Source organism: Methanobrevibacter sp. DSM 116169 (assembly GCF_046197865.1).
Lineage (GTDB): Archaea > Methanobacteriota > Methanobacteria > Methanobacteriales > Methanobacteriaceae > JAHKLT01.
Genome location: NZ_CP166990.1, coordinates 189,163 through 202,378, shown reverse-complemented (window position 1 = coordinate 202,378; position 13,216 = coordinate 189,163). Strand labels below are relative to the sequence as shown.

The window sequence follows — 13,216 nt, the reverse complement described above, 5'->3', positions numbered from 1 at the left end:
TAAAATTATTTTTCCATTGAAAAACCTGCTTCTTTAACAGCTTCATCAATATCATCTAATGAGACTTTATTATCATCATAGGTTAATTTTACAATTCCTGTATCTAAATCTGCTTTAGCATCTTCAACACCATCTAAATCTTTAATTGAATTTTCAACTGCAAAAACACAAGAACTACAATGTAAACCATTAACTTTTATTTCATTATTTGACATAATTATTCCTCCATATAAATTATATAAACTATATTTAAAATTAATATGATAAATATTTTGGCATGACAAAATTCTATAAATTATCCTTATTTTTAACTATAATACCATCTTGTATAACTAAATCAATATTAGTAGAATCAGATAAAATTTTTATATTATCAATTGGATTATCATTAACTAAAATCATATCAGCTATTTTTCCTTCATTACTTGATCCAATTTCATTATCTAAATTAAGAAACTTAGCTGCATTAATAGTTCCAGAAGCAATAGCTTCCTCATTAGATAATCCTATTTGAGTTAATAATTCTAATTCCCTAAGATTATTACCATGAGGAGTAACACCACAATCAGTTCCCATTAAAATATTAACTCCATTATCATAAGCTATAGCTATGTTTTCTTTATGTACTTTAGCTAATTGTTTAATATGAGATTTTTTCTCCTCATCAAATGTAGAACCTTTACTTATAGTATCTACAACACTTAATGTTGGAATAAGAGCAATATCTTTTTTATGCATTTTAATAGCTGATTGCTTATCAATAAATGTTCCATGATCAATTGAATCTAGACCTACATCAATAGCATTTTTAATACCATCTAATCCATGAGCATGAGCAGAAACTTTTAAATTTCTAGTTTTAGCCTCACATAAAATTGTTTTAAGTTCTTTTTTATTAAATTGAGGAACTGTTGGTGAATCATTTTCACTTAAAACTCCACCACTTACCATGACTTTTATAAAATCAGCCCTAGCTCTCATAATTTCTCTGGTTTTTTTAAGAACTCCTTCTACACCATCACAAATAGCTTTTGGCATTCCAGGATATAATAATTCCATATCAAAACCAGAATTAAAATAAAAATCATAATGGCCTCCAGTAATAGATAAAGGAGTTACAGAAATATGTAATTTTGGAGATAAAAATAGTTTCTTAGATGCAGCTAGTTTAACACCGAAATCTGCTAGTCCACAATCCCTTAGAGTAGTTATACCAGAATGAAGAGTGTTTTTCATATTAGCTAAGCCATTATAAAAATGCATAGCTAATGGATTTTTCATATTATCAACTTTATCAAAACCATTTGCCATTATATGATTATGCATATCAATAAAACCAGGTAAAATAAATTTATCCGCGCATTCAATAGTTTTAATATCTTTAGAACTAGTTATTTTATTTTTAGAAATTTCTAGAATTTTATTATTATCTATTAGAATATTATGATTATATTTAATAGATTCATTAGGATTAACTATATTAACATTGTTTAATAATAATTTAGACATAAAATCAGCTATAATATTTTAATTACACCATTATCTGCATCAAGTTCAATTTCAATACCATCTTTTAAAAGTTCTGGATTTGATGGAGAATCTACCATAGGAATATCAGACATGATCGCACCAGTTGCAATAATTGGCTCTCCTTTTAAACATATTATTGCTTTTGGAGCAGTATTATTTTTTTTCATTTGGAAAATAACATAAGAACCTACAGTTGATCCTTTACCTTCCGGAATAAACAGTATTTTATCTTTAATAGATTTTCCTTTTAATTCATGGTTTGGATCTATAACTACACCAGTTTTAGAATCAACTCCTCCTAAAAAACTTAGAGGCTCAGAGCTTACTATTAAATTTCCTTTTGATTTACCTTTTGAAATAGTTCTACAGTTAATCATGATTATTCCTTTATATTTTATATAAAAATATTATCATTTTAATTAATTATATAATTATCTAAAAAAATTACCTAAAAAAGAAAAAATAAGAAAAAATTAATTTTGTTTTATGAATTTACCTTCATTTAAATCTTTAAAGGCCTCGATTAAACCATTTTCATCATTCATTACAATAGGACCTGCCCAAGCTATTGGTTCATGAAGAGGTTTACCAGCACATAATAAAAATCTTACTCCACCAGTTCCTGCTTTAGCATGTAAAGTATCTCCTTTTGAAAAGATAGCTACAGTTCTATTATCTACAAATGTATTATCTCCAAAAACACCATTTCCCTCAAATAAATATACAAATAAATTATTTTCATCTTTAACTTCTATATTTATTTCAGAGTCTACTTTTAAGGAAATATCAAAAATACTAGCTTGTACATGTTTAGGTGAAACACCTTCTATTCCATTAAAATTACCAGAAATAACTCTAATTTTACCTTCTGGAATTTCAATTTCTCTAATCATTTCATTATGAATATCCAAATATTCAGGATCTACCATTTTATCTTTTTTAGGTAAATTTAACCAAATTTGAAGACCATATAATCTATCAGATTCTTTAGGCATTTCTTCATGGAGAATTCCACTACCTGCAGTCATCCATTGAGACTCCCCATCTTTAATTTTACCAGTATTTCCTAAACTATCTTTATGATCAATTTCACCACTAATTAAATAGGTTATTGTTTCAATACCTCTGTGAGGATGCATTGGAAAACCTTTAATATATTCTTCAGGATATTTACTATCAAATGCATCAAGCATTAAAAATGGGTCAATATCTTCAACATCATCATCTCCTAAAACTCTTATTAAATGGACTCCTGCTCCATCGACAGTTTCTTGTCCTTTGATTGTTTTAGCTACATTTCTAATTTTCATCATATTACCTCCTTTTATGTATATATATGTTAAAAGAACTATTAATAACTTGTTAAAATCAAAAAAGAAGGGAAATTTATTATAAAATTTATAGTTCTTTTATAATATAAATATACAGAAAAATATTAATTAAAAAAAAGTTTGATGAAATCATTAAAGATTATTTTATGATACCTTGATTAATACAATTTATAACATCTTTGCCTAAATCAGTAGTTTTGTATATTCTCCCTTTTCTTACATCATCATTAATACATTCTACTAAATTTTTTTCTTTTAACTCAGATAAAACTGAAGATACATGATTAGTTCTTAAATCAGTAGCTTTACCAATTGCAGTAGGTGTTATAAAATTTCCATCCATAGATTTTAAAACTTTTAAACGATATGTAGAAGTTTGAATATATGCTACTAAACGAAGTAAATCTTCCGAAACCACATAATCTTTTGATGTCATATCAATTTATTTAAATGAGATAATAGAATATTTTATATACAAGATAAATACAAGTTATATACAATATTAGTTGAATAAAAAAACTTTTGGTATATGTGGTTAAATTTCAATAGTCTTAGTAAATGTTGGTCAATTACAAAATGTCATTGAAATTCCATAAAATATATTAAAAAATAATATTTATCCAACTAATCATCAAAAATAAAAACATCTTCTATATGTTCACATTTTAATATTTTTTTAATTTTATTAGCTAATTCTAAAGAAGGATTATATTTACCATTTTCAAGAGCACTAATTGTTTGTCTACTAACACCAGCCATTTCAGCCAAGTCATTTTGACTAATCTCTAATTCAAAACGTAGAAATTTAATTTTTGTTTTCATTATATGCTCCAAAAGAAATATTTAAAATAATAATATCTATAAAATTATGTTTTTTATAATAAATATAATTAATCAAATTTTTTAAAAAAAAATGAAATTATGTAAAAGTGCTTAAAATTAAGATAGCTATTCCTACTATCCAACAATAATAAGCAAAAATATCTAATTTTTTCTTTTTAATAATTTCAAGTAAAATACTTATAGTTAGGTATCCAACAATAATAGCTGCAATAAAACCACATAAATAAGTAATATCTAAAGCAGCAGTGATATTTTTAAATTCAAATAAATTAGCTCCAATAATAGCTGGAATTGATAATATGAAACTGAATTTAGCAGCAAACTCTTTATTAAGGCCTAAAAATAAACCTGTAGATAAAGTTGAACCTGATCTAGAAATTCCTGGAATAATAGCTAATCCTTGAGTAATTCCAATAATTAAAGCATCTTTAGAGTTAATATCATTAATATTTCTATTACCTATATTTATTCTTTGAGAAAGATACAACAATACCCCGGTTACTATTAAAAATACTGCAGGAATAGTAACAGACTGAAACATACCTTCAAAAATATCTTTAAATAAAAAACCAATAATTCCTGTTGGAATAGAAGCTATTATAATTAACCATGCTAATTTTTTATAAGGATTAATATTAAGTCCTTTTTTAAACTTTCCACTAAAAATATCTAAAATACTTAAAAAGAAAGCTTCAATTAACTTAATAATATCTTTAATAAAATAAGCAATAACTGCAATAAGAGTTCCTAAATGAAGTAAAATTTCAAAGCTTAAATTACTTTGAGAAACACCAAGAAGTTCTTGAAAAAATATTAAATGGGCAGAGCTACTTATAGGTAAAAATTCAGTTAATCCTTGAATTATACCTATAATAATAGCGGAGAAAATATCCATAATATCAACTATTAAAAGAATTATTAATAATTTTTCCATCAAGCACTTCAATAGTCCTATCAGCTAGATTAGCTACATTCATATCATGTGTAACCATTATTATTGTTACATTTTCTTCTTTATGTAATTTTAATAATTGAGTTAAAACTTTATTTGAAGTTTTCGAATCTAGTGCTCCTGTTGGTTCATCAGCTAAGATGATTGAAGGATTATTAGCTAAAGCTCTTGCAATAGCTACTCTTTGTCTTTCGCCTCCAGATAATTTAGTTGGTTTTAAATGTGCTTTATCAACTAATTCAACAATATTTAATAAGTCAAAAGCTCTTTCTCGTCTTTTTTTATTAGATAATTTAATTGATTGCATTGGAATTTCAATATTTTCAACAACTGACAAATTAGGAATTAAATTATGAAGTTGGAAGACAAAGCCGATTTGATCTCTTCTAAAATCATTTAATTTTTTATTATTTATTAAATTTATACCAGAAACAGAAATATTTCCTTCATCGGGAATATCTAATGCACCAATCATGTTTAAAAGAGTTGATTTTCCAGATCCTGATGGACCTATAATTGATACAAATTCTCCTTTTTTAATTTCAAGATCAATTCCATTTAAAGAAGTTATATTTCCCTTTTCATAGCTTTTTTTAAGATTTTTTATCTCTACAATATTATTATTCATTTTATCACCTTATTCATATCTTAAAGCCTCAGTTGGCTGTAAATTACTTGCTTTTATTGCAGGATATAAACCTCCAATAATTCCTACTATTAAGGAAATAACTATGGCTTCAATAAATAGATTTACAGATAAAACTGGTGCCATTCCACTTAAAATTCCAGAAATATTTAATATTTCTACAAAAACTATTCCTAAAATAGATGCTACAATACCTGCAACTAATGTTATAACAATAGATTCACCTAAAATCATTCCAATAATTCTAGATCTGCTCCATCCTACAGCTTTTAAAACTCCAATTTCTCTTGTTCTTTCATAAACTGACATAATCATTGTGTTGATAATTCCAATACCTCCAACTATAATAGCTAAAAGAGATATTCCCCATTTAGCACCATTTAACATATCTAAAATATTTTGAGTTCCAGCCATTTCAGAAATTGATGAAATAACAGTTATATTATCTTTATATTTATTTTCAATATCTTTAGCTAATTTTTCTGTATCAACACCTTTATCAGCTTTAACATAAATTTCACTTATTTTACCTTCTTCATCCATTACTTTTTGTACACCTTCTAAAGGCGCATATGATAAAGTATCAATATTAGGGTCTCCACTTTCAAAGACTCCTACAATTTTCCATTCTTCACCATTACTTTCAATAACATCACCTACTGTCTTATTTAATCTATCTTTAGCAACTTTACCGATAATTAATTCATTTGCACTATCATTAAAGTTTCGACCCTCTATTATAGCTATTTCTAAATTTTTTGTATCTTTAGAATTTATTCCTTGAAAGGCCAGATATTTTCCATCAAACATAAGTGCCCCATCACAAAGAGGTGTTGTGATATTTACACCAGGATAACTAGCTATTTTTGAATTCCAACTTTCATTTAAAAAATTAGCTTGATTTGCATCAACCTCTGAATTCATTATAAGAAAATCAGTTCCACCAGCATGTAAAGTATCTTCAGCACCCACAATTAAACCATTAGTTATAGCTCCAAGAACAATTATAGTAATTATTCCAATTGATATTCCTGAAACTGATAAAAAAACTCTCATTTTATTTCTAAAAGGATTTTTTAATATTAAATTAATAAACGACATAAATTCACCTTAGTTTTACTTAGTAAAAAATATCCTACATTTGTAAAAAATATATTAATTTTGTAAGATATTTCTTACATATGTAAAAAATATACTACATAGTATATAAATGTTTGTTTTAGTTCAAGAAAAAAATATTTGAAAAAAAGAGAATATAGATTTATTTTGATAAGTAAGTTATTATATTATTATATATTTATTTATTTTAATTATATAGTCTTTAATTTAAATTTAAAGTATTTTACAAGATTTAAAAATTAATATTGTATATTTTATTAATATACAAGATTTATAGTTTTAATTTTTTTTATTAATGAGAAGAAAAAAGTTTTAATTTTGTTCTGATTAATAAAAATAAAGTTTAATTAGTACATAATTGATTTAAGTAGTTAATTAATGAAATAATTAGATTCTTTATTTTGTTAATCATTATTTCAAGATAATAATGTTTAATAAAATGAATAAAAAGGATATTTGTTATAATAAAACATTTCTTTTTATTACAATTTTATAATGCCATTATTATAAAAAAAATAGTTTAAAAGGTGGTTTAAAACATTAAAATTGAAAATTCAAGAATCTTTTTATTATTTGTACTAATCTGTATGTTAGGTATTTCACCGATGAATGCTAATGAAGACATATTAATTGAAGAACAAATAGTAGAAAATTCAACAAAAATAGAAAGCATTAATGAAAACATGGAAAATGTTAATATTAATAGTAAAGAAGTCATATATGAAGGTGAAATTTTATTAACATCTTCAGTAGAATTAGAAACTCAAGATTTGAGAACTTTTAGTGGTAATATTATAAATGTAACTGGAAACACATATGGTGATATAAGAGATGCAATTTCTTTAGCACAACCCGGAGATACAATAGTTTTAGGTAATAAAACATATACTGCTACTGCAACTGATACTTATATAATAATTAATAAAGAAAATTTAACTATAACTGGTTCAACTACTGAAAATGGTATAGATAGATCAATTATAGATGGAAATAATTTAGTTACAATGTTTAGAGTTACTGCAAATGGCACTACTATTAAAAACATTGATTTTAAAAACTCATTTAGTAATGCTAGGGGTGATTCTGCTATCCGTATGATGAATTATCTTAATGATATTAAAATATTGGATTGTACATTTAATAATTCTGTAAAATATGATAGTGGTGATCCGGCTGGTGCATCATTATTTGCTTTAAATATTAAATATTTAGAATTAATTAATTGTAATTTTACTAATGGTTATATATACTCTGATGATGATGCTTCTTCAGGTGGTGCACTTTTTATTAGTGGAAGTAATATATTAATTTCTAACTGTTTATTTGAGAATAATAGTGCTGTTACAAATACAAATATGGATAATAAAGGTGCAGTTGGAGGTGCTTTTCGGATTGCCGAGAGTGAAGATTTAGATGATAATATTACTATTGATTATTGTGCTTTTATTAATAATAATGCTATTAATTTAAATGGAGGATATTCTCATGGTGGTGCAGTTTGTGTTGGAAAAAATTTAAATTTGACTAATTGTATTTTCATTAATAATTCTGCAGAAGATGGGGGCGCAATTACTACTCATGCAGGAGGAATTATAATTAATTGTACTTTTATTAATAATTCTGCTTATAATTATGGTGGTGCAATAAGTACTGGGTTCAAAGAAGATGCTACTGGTTTAGTTAGCATTGATGATTGTATGTTTATTAATAATTCTGCACCAATTGCAGGAGGAGTTTATGTAAATGGTGAAACTCTTGATATTATTATCAATAATTCTACTTTTATGAATAATATTGCTACTACTGATAATGGTATTGGTGGTGCTTTTGTTGCTAATTCTTATTCTTTGACTATTACTGATTCTGATTTTGAAGGTAATAGTGCTGTTTATGGTGGTGCGGGTTATATTCAAGGTGAATCTACTACTATTATAAATTCATCTTTCACTGGTAATGAAGCTCGTGTTATTGATCAAGAACATAATGGTGTTGATGGTCTTGGCGGTGCAATTTATTTAATGACTGAAAATAATAAGGTTGTTTCATCTCATTTTAATCATAATAAAGCTCGTAATGGTAGTGCAATATATAATAATGGTCATATTGAAATTGAAGATACTGAATTTATTACTAATCAAGCTTGGTCTTATTATTTAGTAATGTCTACAGTTGACAACATCACTTATGGAGATACTGTTGATATTTATATTGTTTTAGTTGGTGGAGATAATATTCATCACCCAAATCCAAATATAAGTAATGCAATTTACCATAATAATACTTTTGATACATTATTTATTGATGGTGTTAATCCTGTTTTAGGTGCTGAAAATTCTGATGAAGGTACTAAATTGTATCAAGATGGCCGTGAACCTCATTCTATTGTTGATGTTGTAGTTATTCATGAAGAAACTGGTGAAGTTGTATTTAATGGTACTGTTATCACTGATTATTTAGGTGCTGCAGCTATTTACGGTTTAAAAAATGGAGCAATTCCATTAAGAATCGGAAATTACACAGTATATGGTAACCATCCAGAAGACATGAATTATAAAGAAATTAATAACTTCACAACTTTTAAAGTTATTTCAGGAGATCTAATTAAAGAACCTAATAAAGATGTACAAGATATTGGAGATAATGCAACATGGACAATATCTTTCTTCAATAATGGTACTAAAAAAGTTAATGTAACTATTACAGATACTTATAATCCTGAAGAAATGAAATATCTCGGTTCAAATGTAACTCCATTTTCTATAAAAGATGGAATCATTGTCTGGAAATTTACAGATGTGGAAGTAGGAGAAACAATCTTCATAGAACTATATACTCAACTTTTAGTTGGAGGAATATTACAAAATAATGTATCAAATGAATATGAATCTGTTGTTTCTTTTGTTGCAGTAATGACTCCAACTATAACTACTGTTACTATTCCTAATGAAATTATTGTAGGTGAAACTGTTGAAATCGAAGCAACTTTAACTGATAAAGATGGTAACATTTTAAAAGATAAAGAAGTTGAATTGTTTGTTGATGGCGTTTTCATTGGCAATTTCACAACCAATGAAAATGGTATTGTAAAAACTAACCACAAATTCACCCAAGAAGGCGAATATAAAATAGAAGCTAAATTCAATGGTGATGACTTATATTATGCAAGTAACGGAACTAACCAAACTGTTGCAAATAAAATTCCAACTATTACTACTGTTGAAGTACCTGATGAAGTCATCATTGGCGAAAAAGTTGAAATAGAAGTAACATTAACTGATGAAGATGGTAATCCTTTAGAAAACAAAACCTTAGACGTAATCGTTGACGGTGAGAAAATTGGTAATGTAACAACTGATAAAGATGGTAAAGGATATATTAATCATACTTTCACTGAAGAAGGTAAACCTGTTATTACTGCAGAATTTGCTGGAGACAATGTATACGAAGAAAGTACTGGAAAAAACACTACTAATGTAGCTAAAATTCCAACAACTACTACTGTTGAAGTGCCTGAGAAGATTATTCCTGGTGCAACTGAAGAAATAACTATTACTTTAACTGATGAAGATGGCAATCCTTTAGAAAATAAAACTTTAGATGTAATCGTTGACGGTGAGAAAATTGGTAATGTAACTACTGATAAAGATGGTAAAGGATATATTAATCATACTTTCACTGAAGAAGGTAAACCTGTTATTACTGCAGAATTTGCTGGAGACAATGTATACGAAGAAAGTACTGGAAAAAACACTACTAATGTAGCTAAAATTCCAACAACTACAACTGTAACAGTTCCTGATGAAATCACTGTTGGTGAAACAATCGAAATAGAAGTAAGATTAACTGATGAAGATGGTAATCCTTTAGAAAACAAAACTTTAGATGTAACCATTGATGGTAAAGTAATTGGTAATGTAACCACTGATAAAGATGGTAAAGGATATATTAATCATACTTTCACTGAAGAAAGTAAACCTGTTGTAGAAGCTAAATTCCTTGGTGATGATCTTTATGGTGCAAGTGAAGGAGAAAACAATACTAATGTTAAAAAGATTCCTACTATTACTACAATCATTGTTGATGGAGACAAAATAATTGCTATCGTAACTGATGAAGAGGGTAATCCTCTTGAAGGCGTTGAAGTAACTTTTACTATTGGGGGCAAAGTAATTGGTGTTGGAACAACTGATGCTAATGGAATTGCAACTATATACTATAAAGATGCTTACAAAGAAACTATCAAAGCAACATTTGCAGGAAACGATAAATATTACGGTTCAAGTGATACTTATAATCCTGCTGTAGATCCTGTTGATCCTACTAATCCAACATCCAATGATGTAAAAAATGAATTAGATATTGTAAATGCTAGTACAATGCAAAAAACAGGAAATCCTGTAGCACTCGTACTTATAGTATTAATCGCAATTAGTATGATAGGATTCAGAAAAAAAGAATAAAAGACTGATGAACTAAAATGATAGCTGATCCTCTTAATATAAAGAGGAATGGTTATTATTTTTCTACTTTAAAAAAATAACATAATAATAACTAGATAATAACCGATTGAATGGTTATTATCTATTTATTAAAATGTTTTCATTTGAAAAAAACATATTTTAATAAACCTCCCTTAAACAATAAATAGATGATAATAACTTATAAAAAATTATCTGCCTATTTATTAACCCTAAGTTTTTAAATCAACCACAAAAATATTAAAAACTAAAAACACGAGATAATAGCTAAAAATAGCTATTATCAAAATCTCATTTTAAATACAAAATAATTAAATAATCTAATTACTAATTTTTAACTAATGATAAAAAACTTTAAAAAAGAATGTTTAGATGAAATAACAAATATTTGGCTTAAAACAAATATTGAAACTCATAATTACATACCTTCAAAATATTGGATTAATAAAACAAATCAAGTAAAAGAATTATTACTTTTAGCTGATATTTACATATATGAAGAAAATAACAACATTAAAGGTTTTATAGGTCTAAACAATAACAATATTGAAGGTTTATTTATCAAAAAAGAATTCCAATCTCAAAATATTGGAACAAAACTTTTAAACTTCATAAAAACTAAACACAATTCATTAACTTTAAAAGTTTATACTAAAAATAAAATAGCTATCAAGTTCTATAAAAAAAATAATTTTAAAATCATAAAAAAAGAATTAGACCAAGACACTCAAGAAGAAGAGTATCTAATGGAATATTCCTCTTAAACTACATCTTCTTTCATAATTTCTCTTAAAACTGCAGTTGCATATGATCCTTTGTTAATAGAAAATTCTAACAACACTCCTTCAGGAGTAGCAGTAGCACTTGTATCCCAAATCTTAAAACGCATAGCTCTTCTAAGTCCATGACTTCCTAGTCTTGGCATTTTTGGAACTTCAAAATCTTCTCTAGTTAAATTATAGCTATTTAAAATTTTCTCTTCCATCAAACCAACTTCTCCACCAGCAAAGGGAACTTTTGTACCATATAATGGAGATGTAGGATTTGCTTCAAAATTATCAATTAATTCTTGAAACTGCTCAGGAGTTTTATCTCTTATAATCTTCTCATCATTTCCAATTATGATGTCACCTTCAATATATTTATTCATTCCCATAGCTACTCTTTCACTTACAACAGCATTAAATAAATATGATTGATATGCATGAACAAAAATCCTTTGAATTGGCTTAGGTAAAGCATTTAAAGCTTTTTTATATGATTTATCAGTTAAATCACCTTTTTTAGAATCTCTAATAAGCTCACGAATCATCATCTTTTCATAACGCATTCCTTTACTCATTGCATCTAATGATTCGGTAAGTTTTCCCTCATCATAAAGTGATCTAGCTACCTGTGATGAATCACTTTCATCTTCTGATGGATCTCCAATATATAATCCAACAGCCTTTTTCAAGTCATTTTGAATTAAAGCTTCTCCTACTAAATGAGTATTAGTTCTTGGTTTTCCAAATCTTTGCCAACCAAAATAATTAGGAACACCAGTAAGTTCTAATTTTTTAAGCACGTCACTTGATCTAATAGTTGCATCTTCAATATCATCAATATCTTTAACAAGAATTTTGAATTTATTACCAATAAGTTGACCCATTCTTAGTTTTTTCCTGCCTCTTGTAACTTTTAAAAATTCAGTTTTATAAACATCATCTTTTAAAGCATTTACTTCATCAAGTTGAGCATCAGATTCCATATTAGCAATACATATCCATTGGCGAGTAACAGCTTTTTTATCTTTCATTCCTGCAAAGCCCATTCTCTTTCTATCAATATGTAAATCTCTTGAAATATCAAGTAAAACATCAAAAGTAGTTCGTCCAACTTTTTCAATCCAAATCCAAATATTTGGGCCTTCTCCGTCAGGTAAAATTTCAGGAATTTCTTCTACATAGAAATCTTCATAAGTATTTCTAATTGTTCCGCCAATTCCTTTATTATCAGTAGCATAATTATTAGCATTTAACATAGTATCATGAAAAAATATTTTAAAGTTTAAGTAATGCCCTAGCCGGGATTTGAACCCGGGGAATAGGATCCGCAGTCCTACGTGTTATCCAAACTACACCACCAGGGCAGGAATAAAAAAAGTTATAATAAAAAACATTGTTTTTATAATTTATTAACAAATAATAATTTTTATCTTTTAGTATTTAAATTATTAAGTTTGGATAATTTTATACGGAAAATTGTTATATTGTTTTATTTTGATAAATTAATGTTCAAAAATGATTTTGAACAAAAATGCATATGTGATATTGTG

Annotated in this window: 12 protein-coding genes and 1 tRNA gene; 2 read left to right on the top strand and 11 right to left on the bottom strand. The window is 26.7% G+C overall.

What is annotated here, in order from left to right:
• Positions 1 to 5 precede the first annotated feature (5 nt).
• The 9 genes from ACA134_RS00955 to ACA134_RS00915 all read right to left on the bottom strand — a co-directional run bounded on the left by ACA134_RS00955 (position 6) and on the right by ACA134_RS00915 (position 6,403).
• The gene (locus ACA134_RS00955) at positions 6 to 215 is read right to left on the bottom strand and encodes a heavy-metal-associated domain-containing protein (RefSeq protein ID WP_409200324.1); all 210 of its coding nucleotides are present in this window, start codon (positions 213 to 215) and stop codon (positions 6 to 8) included.
• A gap of 73 nt (positions 216 to 288) precedes the next feature.
• The gene (locus ACA134_RS00950; RefSeq protein ID WP_409200323.1) at positions 289 to 1,509 is read right to left on the bottom strand and encodes an amidohydrolase family protein; all 1,221 of its coding nucleotides are present in this window, start codon (positions 1,507 to 1,509) and stop codon (positions 289 to 291) included.
• An 8-nt stretch (positions 1,510 to 1,517) separates the two neighbouring features.
• Positions 1,518 to 1,907, bottom strand: a complete 390-nt coding sequence (locus tag ACA134_RS00945; protein WP_409200322.1) for a DUF126 domain-containing protein — start codon at positions 1,905 to 1,907, stop codon at positions 1,518 to 1,520.
• Between the two features lie 96 nt (positions 1,908 to 2,003).
• Positions 2,004 to 2,843, bottom strand: coding sequence for a pirin family protein (locus tag ACA134_RS00940; protein WP_409200321.1), 840 nt, complete (start codon positions 2,841 to 2,843; stop codon positions 2,004 to 2,006).
• 157 nt (positions 2,844 to 3,000) lie between these two features.
• A complete protein-coding gene (locus tag ACA134_RS00935) occupies positions 3,001 to 3,297 on the bottom strand; it encodes a transcriptional regulator (RefSeq protein WP_409200320.1) in 297 nt (98 codons plus the stop codon).
• Between the two features lie 188 nt (positions 3,298 to 3,485).
• On the bottom strand, positions 3,486 to 3,683 hold the full coding sequence (locus ACA134_RS00930) for a helix-turn-helix transcriptional regulator (protein WP_409200319.1): 198 nt from the start codon (positions 3,681 to 3,683) through the stop codon (positions 3,486 to 3,488).
• A gap of 97 nt (positions 3,684 to 3,780) precedes the next feature.
• A complete protein-coding gene (gene uppP, locus ACA134_RS00925; RefSeq protein WP_409201107.1) occupies positions 3,781 to 4,599 on the bottom strand; it encodes an undecaprenyl-diphosphatase UppP in 819 nt (272 codons plus the stop codon).
• A 4-nt stretch (positions 4,600 to 4,603) separates the two neighbouring features.
• Complete coding sequence (locus ACA134_RS00920; protein ID WP_409200318.1) at positions 4,604 to 5,284, bottom strand: ABC transporter ATP-binding protein; 681 nt, start codon at positions 5,282 to 5,284, stop codon at positions 4,604 to 4,606.
• 9 nt (positions 5,285 to 5,293) lie between these two features.
• On the bottom strand, positions 5,294 to 6,403 hold the full coding sequence (locus tag ACA134_RS00915; protein ID WP_409200317.1) for an ABC transporter permease: 1,110 nt from the start codon (positions 6,401 to 6,403) through the stop codon (positions 5,294 to 5,296).
• Positions 6,404 to 7,026: 623 nt separating this feature from the next.
• On the opposite strand from ACA134_RS00915, the gene ACA134_RS00910 reads away from it, so the two are divergent.
• Together ACA134_RS00910 and ACA134_RS00905 are read left to right on the top strand one after the other, a co-directional pair.
• Positions 7,027 to 10,881 carry an Ig-like domain repeat protein gene (locus tag ACA134_RS00910; protein WP_409200316.1) on the top strand — a complete coding sequence of 1,285 codons (3,855 nt, stop codon included), beginning with the start codon at positions 7,027 to 7,029 and terminating at the stop codon, positions 10,879 to 10,881.
• A gap of 359 nt (positions 10,882 to 11,240) precedes the next feature.
• Positions 11,241 to 11,663, top strand: coding sequence for a GNAT family N-acetyltransferase (locus ACA134_RS00905; RefSeq protein ID WP_409200315.1), 423 nt, complete (start codon positions 11,241 to 11,243; stop codon positions 11,661 to 11,663).
• Here ACA134_RS00905 and truD read toward each other — a convergent pair.
• Entirely contained in the window at positions 11,660 to 12,922 is a 1,263-nt protein-coding gene (gene truD / locus ACA134_RS00900; RefSeq protein WP_409200314.1) for a tRNA pseudouridine(13) synthase TruD, read from the bottom strand. The genes ACA134_RS00905 and truD overlap by 4 nt on opposite strands.
• A gap of 34 nt (positions 12,923 to 12,956) precedes the next feature.
• Positions 12,957 to 13,030, bottom strand: a tRNA-Arg gene (locus ACA134_RS00895).
• Between the last annotated feature and the right edge of the window lie 186 nt (positions 13,031 to 13,216).